At 59.4% G+C, this 20,221-nt stretch carries 20 protein-coding genes; 12 read left to right on the top strand and 8 right to left on the bottom strand.

Going from position 1 to position 20,221, the window contains the following annotated elements; genetic code table 11:
* Positions 1 to 125 precede the first annotated feature (125 nt).
* Together AB5Z25_RS03740 and AB5Z25_RS03745 are read left to right on the top strand one after the other, a co-directional pair.
* Positions 126 to 899 (top strand): hypothetical protein, encoded by a 774-nt coding sequence (locus AB5Z25_RS03740; protein ID WP_055251416.1) that lies wholly within the window; start codon positions 126 to 128, stop codon positions 897 to 899.
* Between the two features lie 186 nt (positions 900 to 1,085).
* On the top strand, positions 1,086 to 1,292 hold the full coding sequence (locus tag AB5Z25_RS03745; RefSeq protein WP_368134823.1) for a hypothetical protein: 207 nt from the start codon (positions 1,086 to 1,088) through the stop codon (positions 1,290 to 1,292).
* Positions 1,293 to 1,401: 109 nt separating this feature from the next.
* Here the strand turns inward: AB5Z25_RS03745 and AB5Z25_RS03750 are convergent, their stop codons facing one another.
* Complete coding sequence (locus AB5Z25_RS03750) at positions 1,402 to 2,316, bottom strand: ketopantoate reductase family protein (RefSeq protein ID WP_368134824.1); 915 nt, start codon at positions 2,314 to 2,316, stop codon at positions 1,402 to 1,404.
* A 325-nt stretch (positions 2,317 to 2,641) separates the two neighbouring features.
* On the opposite strand from AB5Z25_RS03750, the gene AB5Z25_RS03755 reads away from it, so the two are divergent.
* The 6 genes from AB5Z25_RS03755 to AB5Z25_RS03780 all read left to right on the top strand — a co-directional run bounded on the left by AB5Z25_RS03755 (position 2,642) and on the right by AB5Z25_RS03780 (position 9,211).
* Positions 2,642 to 3,832, top strand: coding sequence for an aldo/keto reductase (locus AB5Z25_RS03755; protein ID WP_368134825.1), 1,191 nt, complete (start codon positions 2,642 to 2,644; stop codon positions 3,830 to 3,832).
* Positions 3,833 to 3,922: 90 nt separating this feature from the next.
* A complete protein-coding gene (locus AB5Z25_RS03760; protein WP_368134826.1) occupies positions 3,923 to 4,942 on the top strand; it encodes a Gfo/Idh/MocA family protein in 1,020 nt (339 codons plus the stop codon).
* Between the two features lie 152 nt (positions 4,943 to 5,094).
* A complete protein-coding gene (locus AB5Z25_RS03765) occupies positions 5,095 to 5,961 on the top strand; it encodes a deoxyribonuclease IV (RefSeq protein ID WP_368134827.1) in 867 nt (288 codons plus the stop codon).
* 147 nt (positions 5,962 to 6,108) lie between these two features.
* The gene (locus AB5Z25_RS03770) at positions 6,109 to 6,969 is read left to right on the top strand and encodes an ABC transporter substrate-binding protein (protein WP_368134828.1); all 861 of its coding nucleotides are present in this window, start codon (positions 6,109 to 6,111) and stop codon (positions 6,967 to 6,969) included.
* 118 nt (positions 6,970 to 7,087) lie between these two features.
* The gene (locus tag AB5Z25_RS03775; protein ID WP_368134829.1) at positions 7,088 to 8,449 is read left to right on the top strand and encodes an ABC transporter permease subunit; all 1,362 of its coding nucleotides are present in this window, start codon (positions 7,088 to 7,090) and stop codon (positions 8,447 to 8,449) included.
* A gap of 12 nt (positions 8,450 to 8,461) precedes the next feature.
* On the top strand, positions 8,462 to 9,211 hold the full coding sequence (locus AB5Z25_RS03780) for an amino acid ABC transporter ATP-binding protein (protein ID WP_128620108.1): 750 nt from the start codon (positions 8,462 to 8,464) through the stop codon (positions 9,209 to 9,211).
* A 132-nt stretch (positions 9,212 to 9,343) separates the two neighbouring features.
* Here AB5Z25_RS03780 and AB5Z25_RS03785 read toward each other — a convergent pair whose 3' ends face one another.
* Positions 9,344 to 9,763 (bottom strand): flavodoxin, encoded by a 420-nt coding sequence (locus tag AB5Z25_RS03785; RefSeq protein ID WP_368134830.1) that lies wholly within the window; start codon positions 9,761 to 9,763, stop codon positions 9,344 to 9,346.
* 46 nt (positions 9,764 to 9,809) lie between these two features.
* Positions 9,810 to 10,514 carry a DUF3793 family protein gene (locus AB5Z25_RS03790; RefSeq protein WP_368134831.1) on the bottom strand — a complete coding sequence of 235 codons (705 nt, stop codon included), beginning with the start codon at positions 10,512 to 10,514 and terminating at the stop codon, positions 9,810 to 9,812.
* 175 nt (positions 10,515 to 10,689) lie between these two features.
* Between AB5Z25_RS03790 and AB5Z25_RS03795 the strand changes: the two genes are divergently transcribed.
* On the top strand, positions 10,690 to 11,073 hold the full coding sequence (locus AB5Z25_RS03795; protein ID WP_138112100.1) for a heavy-metal-associated domain-containing protein: 384 nt from the start codon (positions 10,690 to 10,692) through the stop codon (positions 11,071 to 11,073).
* 26 nt (positions 11,074 to 11,099) lie between these two features.
* Here the strand turns inward: AB5Z25_RS03795 and AB5Z25_RS03800 are convergent, their stop codons facing one another.
* Together AB5Z25_RS03800 and AB5Z25_RS03805 are read right to left on the bottom strand one after the other, a co-directional pair.
* Positions 11,100 to 11,525, bottom strand: a complete 426-nt coding sequence (locus AB5Z25_RS03800; RefSeq protein ID WP_343001042.1) for a hypothetical protein — start codon at positions 11,523 to 11,525, stop codon at positions 11,100 to 11,102.
* Positions 11,518 to 13,023, bottom strand: a complete 1,506-nt coding sequence (locus AB5Z25_RS03805; RefSeq protein ID WP_368134832.1) for a Y-family DNA polymerase — start codon at positions 13,021 to 13,023, stop codon at positions 11,518 to 11,520. Before AB5Z25_RS03805 ends, AB5Z25_RS03800 begins: the two co-directional genes overlap by 8 nt.
* Before the next feature lie 237 nt (positions 13,024 to 13,260).
* Here AB5Z25_RS03805 and AB5Z25_RS03810 point away from each other — a divergent pair, with 237 nt between their 5' ends.
* Both AB5Z25_RS03810 and pgi read left to right on the top strand, forming a co-directional pair.
* Positions 13,261 to 13,785, top strand: a complete 525-nt coding sequence (locus tag AB5Z25_RS03810) for an iron-containing alcohol dehydrogenase (protein WP_158558624.1) — start codon at positions 13,261 to 13,263, stop codon at positions 13,783 to 13,785.
* A 199-nt stretch (positions 13,786 to 13,984) separates the two neighbouring features.
* Positions 13,985 to 15,679, top strand: a complete 1,695-nt coding sequence (gene pgi / locus AB5Z25_RS03815) for a glucose-6-phosphate isomerase (protein WP_368134833.1) — start codon at positions 13,985 to 13,987, stop codon at positions 15,677 to 15,679.
* A 141-nt stretch (positions 15,680 to 15,820) separates the two neighbouring features.
* On the opposite strand, the gene AB5Z25_RS03820 is transcribed toward pgi, so the two are convergent.
* The 3 genes from AB5Z25_RS03820 to AB5Z25_RS03830 form a co-directional block, all read right to left on the bottom strand.
* On the bottom strand, positions 15,821 to 17,125 hold the full coding sequence (locus AB5Z25_RS03820) for a VirD4-like conjugal transfer protein, CD1115 family (protein WP_346979390.1): 1,305 nt from the start codon (positions 17,123 to 17,125) through the stop codon (positions 15,821 to 15,823).
* A complete protein-coding gene (locus tag AB5Z25_RS03825) occupies positions 17,118 to 17,735 on the bottom strand; it encodes an ATP-dependent Clp protease proteolytic subunit (protein WP_368134834.1) in 618 nt (205 codons plus the stop codon). The genes AB5Z25_RS03820 and AB5Z25_RS03825 overlap by 8 nt, the downstream gene beginning before the upstream one ends.
* Before the next feature lie 63 nt (positions 17,736 to 17,798).
* Complete coding sequence (locus AB5Z25_RS03830; RefSeq protein ID WP_368134835.1) at positions 17,799 to 18,689, bottom strand: hypothetical protein; 891 nt, start codon at positions 18,687 to 18,689, stop codon at positions 17,799 to 17,801.
* A 756-nt stretch (positions 18,690 to 19,445) separates the two neighbouring features.
* On the opposite strand from AB5Z25_RS03830, the gene deoC reads away from it, so the two are divergent.
* Positions 19,446 to 20,120: a deoxyribose-phosphate aldolase gene (gene deoC, locus AB5Z25_RS03835; protein WP_022094433.1), complete on the top strand. Its 675-nt coding sequence runs from the start codon at positions 19,446 to 19,448 to the stop codon at positions 20,118 to 20,120.
* Positions 20,121 to 20,221 lie beyond the last annotated feature (101 nt).

The following is a 20,221-nucleotide window of genomic DNA, read 5'->3' on the forward strand; positions in this document are numbered from 1 at the left end:
ACGCAATTGACGTGCGCCTTTTGAGTAAAACCGCAGGTCGCGATTTGCTCGGGGTACTATGCAGCGCGATCGAATCACACGCAGCTCAAACGCAGCAAAAACGCACTACGGAGGTTTCCAGCTACATGAGGATCGATTCACGAAAACCGAAAGCCGCCGCCCTTTCCGCCGCTCTGACCGTGGCACTTTTGGCGGGCGCCGGTGCAACTGATGCCCACGCCGCAACACTGTCCGATACGGTTGGATCTACTCCGTCCGAGACGACGCTGGTACAGCCCGTTGACTATCGCGGCGATGGTTATGGTTCCATGCAGGAGTGGAACGCCTCGATGGAGGCCAAGCGCGATTCCCTGGAGATGCGCGCTCAGATCATCATGAACATGTACGGTGACTATGCCACCGATGACGAGCGCGCTGTGCTGCAGGGTTGCATCGACGGCGCGGGTAGCCTGTTGACGATGGGGGAGGTTGACGCCAAGTCGACCGAGCTCGATGAGCTGCGCATTGCGCTTGAGGATGCCAAGCGCAATGCGCTCGAGGCTGCCGCCGAGGCGGAGGCTGCCGAGGTCGCCCAGGCTTCGTACTACAACGCCGGTTACACTCCGTCCTACGCGTCTGCCGCGTCCTACGCGAACGGATCGGGCCTGACGCGCTCTGCGGGTGTCAATAACTACAACGGGCGCCGCGAGACCTATTACAGCAGCAATGTGCTTTATCACTATCGCACGGGCGAATGGACTCAGGATTCTGAGGGCTTCTGGCGCGATTCCGACGGCTATTACGTTGTTGCCGCGGGCGATATGGCCCAGGGCTCGACCTTTACGGGCTCCAAGGGTGATTGCAAGGTCTATGACTCCGGTTGCGCTGCCGGAACCACCGACTACTACACCGGTTGGTAATTTTTCTGCATCACGGATATTTGGCGGACGGGCGTCTTTACCGAGCTTTAGGGCAACGTAAGGACGTCCGTTCTATGTATGCGTTTGAGTTAACAGAGCCCTTACCGTGGCGGTACGCTGGGCGTATGGATGCGGGGCACACTGGTTCTTGAGAAATAAGGTCTTTCTCTTGGAGGAAGTGGTCTTGTGAATGCTCGAGATATTGCCGTTGCCGCCGTCGCGTTGATGCTTGGTTGCCTTGGTCCTACGGCCGCGCTCGTCGCGGGTATGCAGGGGTCTTGTGGGGCTGCCTCTATCGTGGTTGGCGTGTTGATCGCGGCCGCGCTGCTGGGAAGTGCGGGTGTAGCCCTTTGTCGCGACGATGAGGACGAGGTGCCGGGGTCGCAACGCTAACTGTTGTGAGATCGGCCGCCGATCGTAGACGAAGATGAAGGCCGCCGCAGGGGGGAGGTTCCCTTGCGGCGGTTTTGCTGTTAAGGCTGTTGAATGCGGCGCGTCGGCGCTACCAGCTTTTCTCGATATCGCGAATGCGTCGATAGAGCCATTCGTTTTGCGGTGCCTGGATATCGTGTTTGGCTGCGAGGCGGCAGATGGTGCCCGCGAACTCATCAACCTCGGTTTTGCGCCTTGCGATGCGGTCTTGAGCCATCGAGGGCATACCGGCGGGGTCGATTCCCTCGATGAGGTGCACCATTTGCGTCAGGTCTGCCTCGGTCAGCTCAACGCCCTCGGCGTTGGCGACCGCAAGCGTTTCGCGCATGGCGGAAACAAAGCAGCGACGCTGCTCGGAGCCCGGCTCCGTGGCGCTTCCGTAGGTCCCGCCGTAGGCCATGCAGGTTTGGTTGATGCCGTCGTTGAGCATGAGTTTGGCCCACATGCGGTGCGCAATGTCGCGCTCGACGGTATGGGCGATGCCGCAGCGCGTGTAGAGCTCGTCGATAGCGGCGACGGTCGCGGGGTCCGTGCCGGCCGCCGCGCCAAAGCGGATCTCGCCCGCATTGGTAAAGGTGAGCGCGCCGTTGAGGAACACGGCGTCCATGCCCTGGCAGATACCAAGAACGGTATGCTCCCAGCCAAAGCGTTCGGCAATCTTTTGCTCGCTCGTAATGCCGTTGCATAGCGAGGCGATGAGCGTGTTGGGTCCCACGACGCGCTCCATAGTCTTGAGTGCTTGGTCGAGACCGGTGGTCTTGACTGTCAGGATGACCAGATCGGCGGGCGTCGCCTCGCTGGCGCGGACGGACGTGAGATCGCAGGGCTTGCCGTTGACAGTGAGCGCATCGCCCGCGTGACGCTCAAAACGGGTGTCATCCATAACGTATTCGACGGCGTCATTGCCGAGGGCCTTGGCAATCATGCTGCCGTAGAGCAGGCCGACGCCGCCCTTGCCGATAAAAGCGACCTTGTTGATCTGCATGTGAATCATCTCCCCATGTAAAAGGCGCCCGCGTAAGGGGCGCCTGATGGATTGTATGCTGCCAGGGTGATTGGTGGGTGCGCGGGGCGGCTGTTATAAAAAAGAAACGTTTGCCTGGACGCTACGCTGCAGGGCAGACCGCAAAGACATGCGCGTGGTCATGCCCGGCTCCTTTCATCGGGCTTTTTGCTGATGTTAAAGCGGTGCCGTGACAGCTCGATTTCTGCTGCGTTACGATACGTTCTCGATTGCGATTCAACGATGTTTCGGCTGCGTGACCATTGTGTTTCGCCTTGCCGGGGCGCTGATGGCGAAGGGAGGGGCCGTGCAATATCGCGTTGACCCCAAAAGCGGCAACCGTATCTCGGCGTTGGGGCTGGGCTGCATGAGGTTTCCCGGTGTGCCGGGACGCCCGGATGCGAAGGCAGCCGACGCCATCATTTCCCGTGCGGTGGAGCAGGGGATTAATTATCTGGACACCGCGTATCTCTATCCCGGTAACGAGGCGTGCGTGGGCGCCTCGCTTGAGCGCTTGGGGCTGCGTGACCGGGTGTTGCTGGCGACTAAGTTGCCGCATGCTTCGTGCAAGTGCGCGGAGGATTTCGATCGGTTCTTCGACGAGCAGCTGCGTCGCCTGCGGACCGACCATATCGACTATTACCTTATGCATAACATTACCTCGCCCGCCCAGTGGGAGCGCGTGGTGGCACTGGGCATCGAGGACTGGATTGCGCGCCAAAAGGCTTCGGGGCGCATTCGCCAGATCGGTTTTTCATACCACGGCAGCGCGGCGGACTTTCTCACGATGCTCGATGCGTATGAGTGGGACTTTTGCCAGATCCAGTACAATTACGCTGGAGAGCGCTATCAGGCGGGAACGGCGGGGCTCATGGCCGCCGCCGAGCGAGGCCTAGCGGTGTTTGTGATGGAGCCGCTGCTGGGCGGGCGTTTAGCGGGCAAACTGCCGCCACGGGCTCGCGCTGTGCTCGATAGTGCCCGTGACCCGCATTTGCGCACTCCTGCCGCCTGGGGTCTTTCGTGGGTGTGGAATCATCCTCAGGTGACGATGCTGCTTTCGGGTATGACCGATACCGCGCAGGTTGATGAGAACGCGGTGTTGGCCGATCGGGCCCTGCCGGATTCGATGACAGCTACTCAGCTCGATGCCATCGCGCACGTGCTGACGGAGTTTGAGAAATCGAATCGCGTGCCCTGCACGGGATGCGGCTACTGTATGCCGTGTCCTAAAGGCATCAACATCCCTGGGTGTTTCGCCGCCTACAACGCAAGCTATGCGCACAGCTGGTTTACGGGCCTGTCGCAGTATTTTACGGCGAGCGCGGTGCGGACGAGCGAGGCCAAGCTGGTGAGCAATTGCGTCAAGTGCGGCAAATGCGCGCGCCACTGCCCACAGCATATCGATATCCCCGAGCGTCTCGATGACGTGCGCCGACGCTTCCAGCCTGGACCCGTGACGGCAGTGCTTAAGGCCTTCGGCAAAACGCGCTCCTCGTGACCCTTTTATAACTTGCGGTGGAATAGTTCCTGTTTGCGGCAGAATAGGGCTTAAACAGGGACTATTCCACCGCAACTGAAGGGGGCTGTCGTGGGCCATCGGGATTCATGTAATGATTCGCGTGGGGTTCGTTGGGGCATTTTGGGCGCTGGGCACATTTCTCATCGATTTGCATCGTCGCTCAAGAAGGTCGACGGGGCACGGCTGGTGGCTGCGGCCGGTCGCACTCCTGCACATGTCGAGGAATTTTGCCGAGCGTTTTCGATCGATGCTGCGCATGGCCATGCCTCGGCCGACGATAACGGCGATGCGGCTTATGACGCGCTGATTGCCGACCCCGATGTCGACGCAATCTACTTGGCTCTTCCGCATGGCATGCATACGCGTTGGGCCTGTCGCGCGCTGCGCGCCGGAAAGGCCGTGCTGTGCGAAAAGCCGGCCGTTTTGAGTGAGGAAGAGGCTCTCTCGATTGCCTCCACCTCTCGCGAGCGCGGCGTGCTGTTTATGGAGGCGATGAAGAATCGGTTTTGCCCGATGCGCGCTCGCGTGAAAGACTTGCTTGCGTCGGGTGAGCTTGGCCGTATTGTCTCGATTGAAAGCGTGCAAAAGCTCGATTACGGCGAGTCTCCTTCGGGCTATCTGCTTGATCCGTTGCAGGGCGGCTGTCTATATGACATGGGCTGTTATGCGGTCGGTTGGTTTGAGGATTTGCTCGCGGGCGCGTGCGAGGTTTCGTCCCGTGAAGTTCGCTGGCGTGACGTATCGGGCGGTCGCGTCGATTGGGCCGACGAGATCCATATGAGCGTCGGCGGTATACCCATTCATATGGTGTGCGACGGCAAAGCAACATATGAAAGCCGCTTAACGATTGCCTGTGAGCGGGGCTCGTTGGAAATCGAGCGTCTCCATCGCCCCGAGCTCGCCCATGTGAAGTACTCCGACGGTCGAGTACTCGAAATCGATGCACCATTTGAGGTCGATGATTTTTACGGTGAGACATCGCATGCGACGCAGCTCATTCAGGCGGGGAAACTCGAAAGCCCCATCATGTGCCTAGCCGCCACACAGCGCTGTGCGCACATCATCGATGCGATTCGCTTGAAACTTTAGGGCGTGGGGGCATGGCGCCAGCGCTTGGAATGCCTGGAGGCCTTTGCTCTTGATGCCCCTTTTATAACTTGCGGTGGAATACGGTCTGTTTGCGCCAAAATAAGGCACCAATAGACCGTATTTTTCCGCAACTGATGAGGAGGGAGCTGGAGATGCTGACGATCGGGTGCCATCTTTCGACGACGAAGGGCTATCGGGCAATGGGGGAGACAGCGTTGTCCATTGGCGCCAATACCTTTGCATTCTTTACGCGCAACCCGCGCGGCGGCAAGGCGAAAGACCTTGACATGGATGACGTGGCGGCCCTGCGCGAGCTTATGGAGCAAAACGACTTTGGCCCGCTCGTGGCTCATGCCCCGTATACCTATAACCCCTGCTCAGCCAAAGAGCGGGCGCGCGAGTTTGCCCTGGAGGCCATGGCAGAGGACCTGCGGCGCATGGAGGCGCTGCCCGGCAACTACTACAACTTCCATCCCGGTGCGCATGTGGGGCAGGGCTCCGACGTCGGCATTCAGATGATTGTCGACACCCTGTGCCAGGTGATGTTTGAGGGCCAGCAGACGACGGTGCTGCTCGAGACCATGGCCGGCAAGGGTACCGAGGTGGGCCGCAGCTTTGAGGAGCTGGCGTGCATTATCGAGGGCGTTGCCGCCAAGTGCCCAGAGCTGTCCGATAAGCTGGGCGTTTGTTTGGACACCTGCCATGTGAGCGATGCCGGCTACGACATCATCCATGATCTGGACGGCGTACTCGACGAGTTCGACCGCGTGGTGGGTATCGATCGCTTGCATGCCGTACACATCAACGATTCGAAGAACCCTTGTGGCGCCCATAAAGATCGTCACGAGTGCATCGGCAAGGGATACCTTGGCAGCGAGGAATTTGGTGGCGGTATGCAGGTTATGCAGAATATTGTATCGAATGGCCACTTGCGTTCGCTGCCGTTTATTTTGGAGACTCCGAACGAACTTGCAGGTTATGCAGGTGAAATTAGACTATTAAGGTCATTGCAGCAGTAATGACTGTCACAAAGTAGAGTATTCCATTCACGTTATGGGTTTGTTTCAATCAGTTTTCTCATTGCAGATTCGTAATTCCGGGTGCATAATAGCCAACAGTTTTTGCAGACCTCTGAATCAAACGAGGTCACCGGAAGGAGACTGATTATGAAGCTGAAGAAGCTTGGCGCATTTGCCGCCACGGGTGCTATGGCACTCGCCCTTGCTCTGACGGGCTGCGGTTCGTCCAACGCCACCTCTGGTTCTGATGCCGGTTCCAGCAGCTCTGACGACGCTAAGGTCGAGAAGGTCGACGGCTCCAAGGAGTACGCGCTCGTCAAGGACGGCACGCTGACCGTCGGCACCTCTGCCGAGTACGCGCCGTTTGAGTACAAGGATGACAACGGCGACTACCAGGGCTTTGACCTTGAGCTCATCAAGGCTATCGGTGACAAGCTGGGTCTGGATGTCGAGTACGTCAACAATGACTTTGACACGCTGGTTCCGGGCGTCGCTTCGGGCGCCAAGTATGACGTTTCCATCGCGGCTATCACCGACACGCCCGAGCGTGAGAAGGAAGTCACTTTCTCTGATTCCTACTACATGGACGATCAGGCTATCGTGACCAAGGTCGATAACACCGACATCACGGCCGACAACTACAGCGAGAAGCTCAACAACGCCGACGCTACCATCATCGTCCAGTCTGGCTCGACCGCCGAGGCCTTTGCCCAGGAGAACTTCCCCAAGGCCAAGATCGTCCCCTACAAGGACGCCACCGAGTGCTTCAGCGCCCTGCAGTCCGATAAGGGCGACGCCGTAGTCACCAACCGCTCCGTTGCCAGCCAGCTGACCGCCGAGCAGTTCAACACCTGCCAGACCATCAAGCAGATCAGCACCGGCGAGGAGTACGCCGTCGCCATCAACCAGGGCAACACCAAGCTCAAGGACGACATCAACCAGGCTATCAAGGACCTGACCGACGACGGTACCGTCGACGCCCTCATGGCTAAGTACAATATCAAGTAAAATAACTACTTGATTGCGCGCGGGCCCTTTCCGTTTTGGCGGAAAGGGCCTTTGCGCTTCTCTTGACGGAGAGCGTTTCCGTCTCGTTTTGCCGGCAACTTCTACGATAGGAGCCACCTTGTCTCGACTGAACAAAGGGGCCGCGGAGCAGCGTTTTCCACTGCCCTCGATGCTCCAAAAGCTGGCCTGTGCCCTGGCTGTGGCGCTCGCCCTGGTATGCGCGGGGGCCTGCGTGCCCACGACCGCTCAGGCGCTTGAGACCGCAAAGATTACCGCCCGACCCAACACCGGTTCGGGCAGCGATGTGGTCGGCGGCACCGAGACGCGCATTACCTGGGAAGTTCAGGCCGATGCCGACGAGGAGCTGAGCGGTCTTTCCTTGACGTTTGTCGACGGCACGACGTTTGGTACCGATGACACGCGATTGACGATGCTCTCGGGCGAGGACCTCATGGATCGTACGCCCATGAAGCCCACGTGCAAGGCTGACGGCCAGACGCTCAAGATTGACTTTGGCGAGACGGCGCCTGCCGGCGGCTTTTTCCGTGTCGAGGTTTACGGCGTGACCTTCCCCGTCGAGGGCGGCGATGAGGCCTTTAGCGGCACCTATACGCTCGCCGACGGGTCGACCAAGAAGATCTCCAAGATTCCGTCGGTGGAGATCAAGGGCGTGACGGCCTTCGATAACTTCCTGGCTGACCTTAAAGAGCAGCCGTGGGTCGAGGCGTGGAACTCCAATATGTTCCTGCGCCTGTTCCTGAACCCGGTCATTTTGGTCCAGAGCCTGCCGATCGTCTTCAAGGGCTTCCTTATGTCGCTCTCGATCGTGCTTGTGGCGTTTCCGCTGGCAATTCCCTTCGGTTTTGCCCTGTCGCTCATGCGCATCTCTAAGTCGCGCATCCTGCGCTGTCTTGCCGGCATCTATGTGAATATCATTCGCGGTACGCCGGCGTTCCTGCAGATCTATATCGCGTTTTTCGGTCTGCCGCTGGCCGGTGTCAAAGTGGACGACTATGTGCTGGGTGTTATCGTCATGGCCATGAACTCGTCTGCGTACTTGTGCGAGATCTTCCGTGCCGGTATTCAGTCGATCCCCAAGGGCCAAAACGAGGCTGCTCGCTCGCTGGGCATGAATGCCTTCCAGACGCTGCTCTATGTCATGATTCCGCAGACGTTCCGCAATGTCCTGCCTACGCTGACCAGCGAGTTTATCTTGCTCTACAAGGACACGTCGCTGCTTGCCGCCGTGGGTGTCGTTGAGATCGTCATGAACGCCCGCACCATCGTGGCCACGACGGGCTCCATCACGCCGTATGTGGTTGCCGCTCTGTTCTATCTGGTCATTACCCTGCCGCTTGCGCGCTTGGTGAGCGGTCTTGAGGCGAGACTTCTGGGTACGACCGAGACCAAGAAGAAGCGTCCCACCAAGAGCGCCGGACAGGTTGTCGCGACGCCCGCCGATCATATCGCCGGTCTGTAAGGAGGTCCTGTCATGAGTGAAACGAATTCCAACGAGGTCGTTGTCAGCATCAAGAACCTCCAAAAGGCTTTTGGCGATAACGTGGTTCTGCGTGATATCGATCTGGACGTGCACAAGGGTGAGGTCGTTGTGGTCCTGGGCCCCTCGGGCTCGGGCAAGTCGACGATGCTTCGCTGCATCAATCGCCTGGAGCATCCCACGAGCGGCTCGATTGTCGTTGAGGGCGTGGATGTGTGTGCCAAGGGCGTCGACCTCAATAAGGTACGTACGCACTTGGGCATGGTGTTTCAGCAGTTCAACCTGTTCCCGCACCTGTCGGTCAAAAAGAACGTCATGCTTGCGCAGCAAAAGGTGCTCAAGCGCAGTAAGGAAGAGGCCGAGAAGATCGCCATCGAGGAGCTGACCAAGGTCGGCCTGGCCGAGCGCATTGATTTTATGCCGAGTCAGCTTTCGGGCGGCCAGCAGCAGCGCGTCGCCATCGCCCGCGCCCTGTCGATGAACCCGCACGTGATGCTCTTTGACGAGGCCACGTCGGCGCTCGACCCCGAGCTCGTCCGCGATGTATTGGGCGTCATGCGCGACCTAGCACGTGACGGTATGACTATGATCGTGGTAACGCATGAGATGGGCTTTGCCCGCGATGTCGCCGACCGCGTCGTCTTTATGGACGGCGGCGTCATTGTGGAAGAGGGTACGCCGAGCGAGGTCTTCGACCACCCCAAGAGCGAACGCACCAAGGCGTTTTTGGGCAATATCTCGTAGCGGCGCGTCGAAGTTGTCGATATAACAAACGGGGACCGGATAGTATCCGGTCCCCGTTTTTGTTTGGGTATGAGCGACTGTTGTTGTGCGGTGCTCGGCTGTCAGTTGCCTTGCGACTTTCTGACGGCTTCGTTAGGCCAGCTCCGCTCCCAGGGCCTTGCAGACCGCTTCGCCCTCATCGTCGGGGGCGTCGTAGCAAATGACGGAATCGACGACGTTGACGCCTGCCTCGTCGGCATCGGCCTTCCAGTTGTCCATCCACTCGCCCTCGGCCCACGAATAGGAGCCAAAGAGGACGACCTTCTTGTCGCCGAGAGTCTCCTTGACCTCGTCCCACATAGGCTGGAACTCGTCATACTCAAGCTCCTCGGAACCCATGGCGGGGCAGCCGAAGGCAATGGCGTCATAGCTGGCGGCCTTGTCTGCGGAGAAGTCGGCGCAGGAGATGACCTCTGCCTCGGCGCCGGCACCGGTTGCGCCCTCGGCAACGAAGTTTGCCATGGCCTCGGTGTTGCCTGTACCGCTCCAGTAGACGACTGCGATCTTGCTCATATGTCTTCCTTTCGGTTGTGCGGCGTGCGGCCGCGTTTTGTATGCTCTATCGGGTTGCCTGGACAAGTTGTCCCAGGGTGCAGCCCTGTTGATAGATGTAGGTAAGGTATTGCGTGCATGTGCGATAGGAATCGAAGGTCGTGAGCGCCTGCTCAACGTTTGTGTATACCTTCCATGCGCCAAAGACCTTATAGTTTTCGCCGTGCTGGACGATAAACTTATGGACATCTTCGTAGGGATAGCCCAAAAAATAGCCAATTTCGTGGGGGAACTCGCACATGCACCCCGTATCGCAGTGCCTATTTCGCGCGAGTGCGCAGACGCTGCCGTCATAGGCGCTTTCTGCGGCATTGCTGCTTGCCAGCGTGATGCGCGCGGCGAGATGCACCAGTGATGCGGGCAGGTTGTGGACATCGTAACCTTCGGCGGCAAGCGCCGTCGTGGCGCGGGGGTCGGAGAGGTATCGCATGAGGTCCGCAGGGCGGTACACATAGATGAGCGCTCCGCAGGGGCGCCAGACCAAAACGCTCATATGGATCCCGAGTGGCTGGAGCTCGCGGTTGCATTGGGCTATGACGGCGAGCAGGCGAGAGCGTCGCCCTTCGATATGGGCGGCGCCGGGTTTTCCGTTTTGGTTGGCGTAAACGCCGGGATAGGTAAAGAGCGATGCCGGCTTGATACCTGCGAGCGTAGGGGAGCAGTTGCGCACGACAGCCGTTTGGTATGTTGGGATGTCAATGGTTCGAGTCACGATGCCCCTTTCGGGTCCTCAGTTGTTAGCCTAGGAAAACTTATACACGAAAGTAAGCCATGGTCAACAAAAAAGTTTGAAGAGGGAAACTAATTGACCGAACAGACATGATTTTGGGTTAAGATGGGGACACCCCATGGGGGTATCTAGATAGGGCTACTTGAAAGGGGAACGCATGAGTGACTTGCTCAGCCCTGCGAATCTCATCGTGCTGGCCGTCATTGCCGTCGGCATGTTTTTTGGACTGCGTCGCATTGCCGCTTCGACACATGGGAAGAGTTGTTGCAGCGATGGTGCGAGCGGCAAGAAGGCCAAAAAGGTTGTTGTGGTGGATACCGATGCGTCACATTATCCCTATAGCGATGAGCTGCTCATCGGCGGCATGAGCTGTGACGGCTGCGCTCAGAACGTAGCCAATGCCCTCAATGCACTGGATGGCGTGTGGGCAACGGTGACGTATGCGGACCACACGGCACGCGTGCGCTCTAAGCAGCCGGTTGATCGTGATGTCCTCGAGACGGCCGTGAAAGACGCGGGCTACTACGTCATGACGCTGTAAGCGTCGCTCTGGATGCGCTTCCTTGGCTAGGCTCGTCCGCGCAGTTCGATGTCTTGGATGCCGTCGAAGTCGATGGCGATGTCTCGGAGCTTGAGGAGCTTGAAGGCGGGGAGCGCCTCGTCGAGGATGCCGGTGCGGCTGCGATAGCCGTATGTATCGTAATAGGTGACACGAACCAAGTCGCCACGTTTGAGACCCTCGAGTTTTTTAGAAAGCACGAGGGCTTTTTCTTCCGTGAGCTCACGTTTTGGCTCGATGGTGATTTCCTGCTTGCGCACGAGTTCGTAGTATCCCGTGAGGGCGGCAAAGGGCATAAACTGTGCGGCGCGGTTGGCGCGCACGGCACCGTTGGCAGTGAGGTTGGGGTCGGCGGCGCGGCGTCTGCCCTCGGGGTCCGCCAAGCGCTCGAAGGCGGTCGGCGGGCGCACGGGCTGTTGTTTGGGTTTAGGCACGGTGTCCTCCAACTTGTTCGTTGCGTTCGCGCGCGGTGGCGCCGGCGGTAAAGCTTAATCCCTTGACGAGCGCGTTCTTGCCGTACTTGCCTTTCACGGCCAGGACGGTGCGCGCCAGGTCGCGCTCGCGCTCATCGGCCTCGATATCGCTGAATAGATCGATGGTGGCAAATTCCTCGGGCATGAGGTTGCCAAATCCCAGGTTGATGCGCTTGACCGGTCGTTTGGGATCGACAGTCTGCGCCCAGAGCTCATCGAAATAGCCCATGATCTTCTTAAACGAATTGGTACGCTCGCTCAGCTTTCGCGAGGCGTTAGAGTGCGCAAAGAGTGCGGCATAGCCACCGCGCGGTTTGCCGCCATGCTCTCCCACAAAGATGCCATCGATTGCCTGCGCTTCGCGCACCAGGCGACGCCGTTCGTCATCGCGCTGGACGGGCTTGGGCGCACGGGGCGCGAGCTCGGGGCCGGCGGTTGCGGTGGGTTCGATACTCGATGTGCTCGAGCGCAGGTGCCCGCATCCGTCCACATACTGCGCTGTACCGCTGGCGTCGAGGCGGCGTATGTCGGCGCGTTCGCTCGCGTAGCCCACAAAGAGCGAGATGCTGTCGCAGACCACGTGCTTATCGACCAAGTCTAAAACGGCGTTGTCGACCATCTCGCGCAAGACGGTATAGGCCTGTTCGTAGGCATAACCCTTCGAGAGCACCTGTCCTGTGGTGGTCGAAGTTGCTTGCGGGCGATAGGCTTGGATATCGGCGATGGTTGTCGGCTCGCGCCCGAAGGCATGGTCGATGAGATATTCGGCATTGACGCCGAGCTCGTCGTAAAGCAGGTTTTCGTCGAGCGCCGCGACGCCCATCAGATCGTAGACGCCGTATTTCTCGAGGCGGGCTGCCACGCCGGGACCGATGCCCCAGATATCGGTGATGGGACGATGGGGCCAGATCTCCTTGCGAAAGGTCTCGTCGTCGAGTATGCCGATGCGGCTGGGTACGTGCTTGGCGGTAATGTCGAGCGCTACCTTGGCCTGGAATAGGTTGGGGCCGATGCCGACCGTCGCCGTGATGCCGGTGCGCGCGAGGACCTCGTCGCGCAGCGTGCAGGCGAACCCTTCCGCATCTGTGTGATAGAGGTCCAGATAGGGCGTCACGTCGATAAAGCATTCATCGATTGAATAGACGTGAATGTCTTGCGGACTTACGTATTCCAGATAGATGCCGTAGATTTGCGCCGACACCTCCATATAGTGCTGCATGCGCGGTACGGCCGTGATGTAGTCGATACCATCGGGAATCTCGAATAGGCGGCAGCGATTGTGAATCCCTAAGTCCTTCATGGCCTGCGTGATGGCGAGGCAGATGGTCGTGCGCCCGCGCGATTCGTCGGCAACGACCAGGTTGGTGGTGAGCGGATCGAGCCCACGGTCGACGCACTCGACGCTGGCATAAAACGTCTTGAGGTCGATGCAGATATAGGTGTGCTGCTCGTGCGCCATCCGTGTCCTTTCATCAAACACATGTTCTTATCGAATACCTGTTCGATAATACCCGCTCGTCCGGACGTCGTCAAAACCTGTCAAAAAGGGACTGGTTTGTTTTGGTAGGTATGGTCGTGCGGTTGGATCGGGTTTTAACGCAGCTCTAAAGAGTGCGAAACAGCTCGGAAAACCTCGCTTCGTAGCATGAGCCTAACGATTGATACCGCCTATACGCACGGAAGGGTTGTGGAAAAGATGGTCAATTATGGGTTTGGTATGCCGACGCGCCTTGTTGCGGATGGAGACGTGGCTCGCTGGTGCGGACGATTGGTCGCTCACTACGGTGGCACCAAGGCGCTGGTCGTGTTGGGCGGTGACAAACATACGCACGATGAGCTCGTCTCGGCGGCGCTCGGCTCGCTTGATCGAGCTCTACTCGAACGCGTGCTTTTTCGCTGCGGCTTGGTCGGGGGCGATGGGGGAGACGATTTGGTCGATGAGGCCGTAGCCCTGGCGACCGACGAAGGCGTGGACTTTGTCCTGGCGATTGGCGATGCCGATACTGCCGGCTTTGCGCGCGAGCTCGCGCGTCGCATGGCGGCGCTCGATGCCGGCGAAGACGGCTTTGTGCCTTATGGATGCATTGTCTCGGAGGGCAAGGTGCCTGCTGTCGTGGGCACCGGCGAGGTTCCCGTTTTTGCCATTATCGCGCCCGAACTGCTGGAGGGCATCGGGTCTCCTCTGCGTGAGTTACTCGGTAGCGTCTGCGCCGCGGCCTAATATTTGCCATAAAAGGACGGGTTATTTTTGGTTGGTAAAGCGTTTGACCTGCCAAAATAAGCCTGTCCCTTTTTGATCGGTTGCCGTTTGGGGGCCGATTGGCAACGCTCGCTGATTGTAGTCTTGACCTGCGCTAGAATAGTGGCATCTGAATGTCCGGGCGCATGGAGGCGTGCGCCCGTATGCTGAGGAGGACTCTATGGCAACTGTTGCCGCACCTATCGATGCTACGTCGACTGCCGCTTGGAAGGCACTCGAGGCTCATCAGGAGAAGCTCGAGGCCGATGGTATCGACCTCAAGGCCTGGTTCGCTGCCGATGCCGAGCGCGTGAACAAGCTGAGCTTTGACGCCGGTGACCTGCACTTCGATCTGTCGAAGAACCTGGTGACCGATGAGACCGTCAAGCTGCTGTGCGATCTTGCCCGCGAGGTGAAGCTCGAGGAGCGCCGCGACGCCATGTTCTCCGGCGAGCACATTAACACCACCGAGGACCGCGCCGTCCTGCACACCGCGCTTCGCCGCCCCGCAACCGAGAGGGGCCAGCTCATCGTCGACGGCCAGGATGTCGTCGCCGACGTGCACGAGGTCCTCGACCGCATGTATGCCTTCGCCGAGCGCGTGCGCTCCGGTGAGTGGAAGGGCGTTACCGGCAAGAAGATCGAGCACCTGGTGTCCATCGGCATCGGCGGCTCCGATCTGGGCCCGGTCATGGCCTACGAGGCTCTGCGTCCCTATGCCGACGCCGGTATCGACTGCCGCTATATCTCCAACATCGACCCCAACGACCAGGCCGAGAAGCTTAAGGGCCTGGATCCCGAGACCACGCTCGTGATCATCGTCTCCAAGACCTTCACCACGCTCGAGACCCTCACCAACGCCCGCGAGGTCAAGACCTGGATGCTCGAGCAGCTCAAGGCCCAGGGCGCCATCGACGGCTCCGATGAGCAGAACGCCGAGGCCGTGGCAAAGCACTTCGTCGCCGTTTCCACCGCACTCGAGAAGGTTGAGGCCTTCGGTATCGACCCCGCCAACGCCTTCGGCTTCTGGAACTGGGTCGGCGGCCGCTACTCCGTCGACTCCGCCGTGGGCCTGTCGCTGATCGTCGTGCTCGGTCCCGAGCGCTTCCAGCAGTTCCTCGAGGGCTTCCACGCTATCGACGAGTACTTCTGCAACACGCCGCTCGAGAACAATGCCGTTGCGCTGATGGGCCTGCTCAACGTCTGGTACGTCAACTTCTTCGGTTCCAAGAGCCACGCCGTGCTGCCGTACTGCCAGTACCTGCATCGTTTCCCGGCCTACCTGCAGCAGCTCACCATGGAGTCCAACGGCAAGCATGTCCGCTGGGACGGCAGCTCCGTGACCTCCGACACCGGTGAGATCTTCTGGGGCGAGCCCGGCACCAACGGTCAGCACGCCTTCTACCAGCTGCTGCACCAGGGCACCGTGGTGGTCCCGGCCGATTTCATTGCCTTCGCCAATACCGCCAACCCTGCGACCGACAGCGGCCAGGACGTGCACGAGCTGTTCCTGGGCAACTTCCTGGCCCAGACCAAGGCGCTCGCCTTTGGTAAGACGGCCGATGAGGTGCGCGCCGAGGGCACGCCCGAGCAGATCGTCCCGGCCCGCTGCTTTGAGGGCAACCGTCCGACGACCTCGATCTTTGGCGACACGTTGACCCCGTTCGCACTCGGCGAGCTCATCGCCCTGTACGAGCACATCACGTTTGTCGAGGGCACGGTCTGGGGCATCGACTCCTACGACCAGTGGGGCGTCGAGCTGGGCAAGCAGCTTGCCAAGCAGATCACTCCAGCCTTCCATGACGACGCCGCCAAGGCCGAGCAGGACGCTTCGACCCAGGCGCTCATCGAGTTCTACCGCGCTCACCGCAAGTAGTCGCTGCTGTTAACGCATCGCGCCTTATAGTCAGGGGCCCGTATCCCATCGGATGCGGGCCCCTTTGCTTTGCCGTGGCCCCGGGGCGCACGGCCTTTAAGGATCTTCGCCGGAGCGTCGCGTGCTGCGAGGGCCCTGCGTCTAGAGCTCGGCCTCCGCATGGCCTCGCTGCGCCTCGGGCAGCTCCCCGTAGAGCGGATGGTCTTCGAGCCTAAAGCGCTCGACCTGTTCGGGAGTGCAGCCGCGCACAAAGAGCCACGAGCGATCGATCGGCGTCGCCATGAGCGTGCTGGGCAGCGCGTCGGCGCGGTCGGAAAACACCCGGGCGCTCTCGGGATCCTGGAACGCCAGCACCAGATGCGTGTCGCAGTTGCCCATGATGGAGCGTGCGCGTGCCTCGCCATAGAGCGCATCGAGCTGGTTGGTCGACTGCAGCAGCAGCGTTGCCCAGATGTTGCGGCTTCGGATAATCGAGAGCACGTTGTCGATCTGGGGGATCTGCAGATTTGCGAAGTCATCGAGCATAAAGCGCACGGGCACGGGCAGGCTGCCGTCGGGCTGCCTATCGGCCTCACGAATGAGGCCCATAAACGCCTGCGAAATAAAGAGGCCGGTCAGCGGATCGAGATTGCGGTCAATATCGCTCACGGTTACAAACAGGGCGCAGGGGGTGTGTCCCATGGAAGCGAAGTCCACCTGATGGCACTCACGATAGAGCTGTGCCGCACCGTCGAATCCCAGACACATGACCTTTTCGGCAAGGATGCCGACGATGCTCGCGTGCATGCGCTCGGCATTTTGCGTAATGGCGTAGCGCCGCCATAGCGAGAGGGCATAGCTTTGGGGGTCGGTCGTGATCAGGTCGTCAAACAATCGACCTGTGGCACCGTCCTGCAGGTGCTCGATCAGCTTGATGACCGAGCTGATCGTCTGCTCGTCGGCGGGTAGCTGTTCGGTGACGTAGGCGATAAGACACGACAGCAGGTTTGCCGCCGCATGATCCCAAAAAGGCTGGTTGTTGTCCTCGATGGGGCAGATGGCCTTTGCCACCGAGAGGATGTCCTGCTGGTTGGGCCTGCCGTCCGCCTTGCGGTGAATGTGCCTCAGGGGGTTGTAGCCGCAGCGCTCGATGCCGGGCGCAAGGGCCGGGACGGTGTTGAGGTCGGCGAAGTTGAGACATTGCACGCGGTAACCGTGGGCTGCCAGCACGGGTCCCACTTCGCGACAGAGCGTGCCTTTGGTGTCGAGCACGATGTAGCTTGCGTTCATTTGCAGCAGGTTGGGCTTGAGGACGTTTCGGGTCTTGCCGGCTCCCGAGGGGCCGATCACAAGTGCATTGTTGTTGAGTCCCGTTTGGCGGGTGTCGCAGGAAAGCGTTCGATCCTTGGCGAGGATGGTGGACGATGCGGACTCAGATGCGGCGAGACGGCTGGCGAGGTTAGACATGGGCGACCTCCTTGGTGGTCGAGAGGATTTCGTGGGCAAAGCCGAGCTCGACGGCGCGCTCGGCCGAAAGGTAGGTGTCTTTTGCAGTGAGGGACTGGATGCGCTTGGGCGTGAGGCCGCTGCGGTCCGAGAGGATTTGCGTGAGGGTCTTGCGGGTCTGCATGAGACGCCGGCTGGTTTCCTGCAGCGCAAGTGCCGAGCCGCCTGCCCCCTGGGGGATCAGCGGGTCGTGAATCATGAGCTCTGCATGGGGCGCCATACGGCGATCGTCGCCGCCCATAAAGATCACGGCGCCCATGGACGCGGCGAATTCCAGGCAGACGGTGCGGATGGGGCACGATGCGAGGCGCATGGCGTCATAGATCGCAAGGCCCGATCGCACGCTTCCGCCGGCGCTGGCGACAAATATGGTGATGGGGCGGCTGGAGTCGGTGGCATCGAGCAGGCGGATCTGCTGGCATAGGTCGTGGGCCATCGGGGTTTCGATGTTTCCCATGACGGAGAGCTCACGACGGGCGAGCATCTCATCGTAAATGCTGGTGAGCGTGATGCCTCGGGCGGATTCACGCATGGTGAGGGGGCTGATGATGGGGGAATGATTGGTGTCCATGAGGACTCCTTTCTGTTGGTTGTGTTGTGGAATAGGATTGTTGCCCGCGGAGGGGCTGGCGGGCTACAGGGTTCGTCCGAGCCTGAGATCGAGCTCGGTTGTGGGGCAGGCTGCCTGTTCGTGCGGCTCGCAAGCGCCAAGGGCTCCAAAGCGATAGAGCGTTGCGGCGGGCGTGGTGTAGGCGAGCCGCAGCTGATGCTCGACAGGGGCACATCCGTCATTTTTGTAATGAGCCGCGTAGTACTGCGCGATGCTGGCGTTCATCTCGCTGCCATTGCGATGGCGCTCAAACTGGCGTCTGCAGGTCTCGATGATCTTTGCTACCGACTTGGGTGCCGTCGCGGGAACAAGGGCGAGATAGCCCTCAAATAGCTCGTTGATGCTCGGGAGGCACAGCAGGTCGATCAGCGTCCTTATGGCTGCTCCCTCGGCAGAAAAATGCGCGGTCATGCGGTTATATCGGTTGCGGTCGACGATGGCCGCATGGGGTCTTGGAGTTTTCTGCCCTGTGGTCCCGGGCTTTTGCCGCGCCTGTGTATTGAGCTCGACGTTGCAGCGCTTGAGGCCGTCCAACGGAAGGAACAGTGCGGTGCGCAGGGTGTTCCGCTTGCTTTCGAGTTCATGACGCTCGTCGGGTTCCCATTCGAGCTTGAGTTTCGTGTCGAGCGCCGTAAGCATATGGGCTAGGCAGCCTACGGTAAGAACGTACGAATCGTTGTCGCGTTTTGGGGCATAGGGGTCTGTCAGCTTGCGAATGTCGGGGTCGCCCATGATCTTTGTACAGCGCTTCAGCAGTTGAGGGTGGTCGGCCAAGATCGTCGCGAGCGGTAGCGACGCGTAGTTCTTGATGGTCGCGGCGGCAAAGGCGGCGTCATATTCGTTTGCATATGCTCGCTCAATGCGGGCATCCAGAATGCTTTTCTTATCGCCGTCTTCAGCGCGGTGGTTTGTCATAGCTTCTCCAATCGGTTGATGTTCGTGCTGTTTGTTGATGTGTTGGTTGTCGTGAGTGATGTGCTTGCCGTGGGTGATGTGCTGACGTTGGGGTGCTATGCGGTTTTCAATGAGCCCGTGAGGCAGTTGCTGCAGGGGCGGGATGGAACGGCCCATGCAAGGCGGAAGGCATCGTGCTCAAAATCGAGACAGCAATGCCCTGGGTGCCTCACATGTGGCAGTTACCTCATTAAGTTGTCATTGCGTTTGGGGTTGTACTTTGCCGATCTTCTTTCTCTTACACGCTAAAAACTGAAATTTCATATGCTCGATCTACTTAAAACCGCAACGGCGGTCTTTTATCAACTTATATGTCGGAACGCGTCTTTGCAAGTACTTTTTTGCGTTTGTTTCAAATGGGGTGGTTTTGCAACCGTCACGCGCCACGCTATGCGAACGTGCCCCTTTTCTGTTGTCGGTCGGATACGATGAGTCGCGTGACGTCGTCAGAGGTCGAATTCGACCGCTAACGACGTTGTGCAGCTCATCATTTCTGGCCGCAAACAGTAAAGGGGCATGAGGGTGTATTGAGGGGGGATGTCTTGCTGTCGGCATCCGCGTGCGGTGCCATTCGCTGTCTGTAAATATACGTTTACAGCTAATTTCATACCACTTGTCGGAATGCGGACGCTGTCCTTGTATGTCGGGCGTACATTGAACGTGGTATTTCGCGTGAAACCACGAATCGGTTGTCAGTCCTGAACAAGGAGGCCCAGCATGACACTTGCCAAACCCATCAATAAATACATCGACTATATCGATGCCCCCGAGGACACGTTTGAGCAGTATGTCGAGAAGGCGTTAAAGTACAACTTTCGCTGCGTATTCGCGAACCTTCAGGAGTACGAGACGGGCCGCGCCATGCTCGAGGGCTCTGACATCATCCTTGCCGGCGCCATCGACTTTCCCCAGGGCACTATGACGCTTGAGGAGAAGCTTGCGAGGTTTGAGGAATACGCTGCGTGTGGCTTTACCGAGATTGACTACGTTTTGAATCAGGGGTCGATCGAGAACCGCGATTTTGATGCCATCGAGCGCGAGATGACTACCATTGCTGATTTTTGTCGCGCGCATGGCATCACTGACAAGGTAATCGTCGAGATGTGCAAGCTGGACGGCGACGACGCCGCCAAGCGCCGTGTATGCGAGATCGCGCTGGAGGCCAAGCCGGGATTCCTTAAGACATCGACCGGCAGAAGCTTTGGCGGTGCTAAGCTCGAGGACGTGCGGCTGATGCACGAGGTGCTCGGCGATGCCGTGGCAATCAAGGCGGCGGGCGGTATCCATAATTACGAAGAGGCTTGCGCATTCATCGAGGCCGGCGCCAGCGCGTTAGGCGCATCGGCGGGCATCGCGATCGTCGAGGGCGCACCGACGGATGAGCGTCGCTAGCAGACGTATTTGACCTGAGCGATAAAGCTTCACGACCACACGCCGTTCATGTTCGAGACAATATGACTTTTTGCCCGTTGTAAACGGAGTCGCGATGGGTG

Origin of the sequence: Collinsella aerofaciens, from assembly GCF_040910325.1 — a bacterium.
Classification (GTDB): domain Bacteria; phylum Actinomycetota; class Coriobacteriia; order Coriobacteriales; family Coriobacteriaceae; genus Collinsella; species Collinsella aerofaciens_BL.

Excerpts from the sequence above, each read along its gene's own strand:
- AB5Z25_RS03740 (WP_055251416.1), top strand. The coding sequence starts at position 126 with ATGAGGATCGATTCACGAAAACCGAAAGCCGCCGCCCTTTCCGCCGCT.
- AB5Z25_RS03750 (WP_368134824.1), bottom strand. The coding sequence starts at position 2,316 with ATGCAGATCAACAAGGTCGCTTTTATCGGCAAGGGCGGCGTCGGCCTG.
- AB5Z25_RS03765 (WP_368134827.1), top strand. The coding sequence starts at position 5,095 with ATGCTGACGATCGGGTGCCATCTTTCGACGACGAAGGGCTATCGGGCA.
- AB5Z25_RS03770 (WP_368134828.1), top strand. The coding sequence starts at position 6,109 with ATGAAGCTGAAGAAGCTTGGCGCATTTGCCGCCACGGGTGCTATGGCA.
- AB5Z25_RS03780 (WP_128620108.1), top strand. The coding sequence starts at position 8,462 with ATGAGTGAAACGAATTCCAACGAGGTCGTTGTCAGCATCAAGAACCTC.
- AB5Z25_RS03785 (WP_368134830.1), bottom strand. The coding sequence starts at position 9,763 with ATGAGCAAGATCGCAGTCGTCTACTGGAGCGGTACAGGCAACACCGAG.
- AB5Z25_RS03795 (WP_138112100.1), top strand. The coding sequence starts at position 10,690 with ATGAGTGACTTGCTCAGCCCTGCGAATCTCATCGTGCTGGCCGTCATT.
- AB5Z25_RS03805 (WP_368134832.1), bottom strand. The coding sequence starts at position 13,023 with ATGGCGCACGAGCAGCACACCTATATCTGCATCGACCTCAAGACGTTT.
- AB5Z25_RS03810 (WP_158558624.1), top strand. The coding sequence starts at position 13,261 with ATGGTCAATTATGGGTTTGGTATGCCGACGCGCCTTGTTGCGGATGGA.
- pgi (WP_368134833.1), top strand. The coding sequence starts at position 13,985 with ATGGCAACTGTTGCCGCACCTATCGATGCTACGTCGACTGCCGCTTGG.
- AB5Z25_RS03820 (WP_346979390.1), bottom strand. The coding sequence starts at position 17,125 with ATGTCTAACCTCGCCAGCCGTCTCGCCGCATCTGAGTCCGCATCGTCC.
- AB5Z25_RS03825 (WP_368134834.1), bottom strand. The coding sequence starts at position 17,735 with ATGGACACCAATCATTCCCCCATCATCAGCCCCCTCACCATGCGTGAA.
- AB5Z25_RS03830 (WP_368134835.1), bottom strand. The coding sequence starts at position 18,689 with ATGACAAACCACCGCGCTGAAGACGGCGATAAGAAAAGCATTCTGGAT.
- deoC (WP_022094433.1), top strand. The coding sequence starts at position 19,446 with ATGACACTTGCCAAACCCATCAATAAATACATCGACTATATCGATGCC.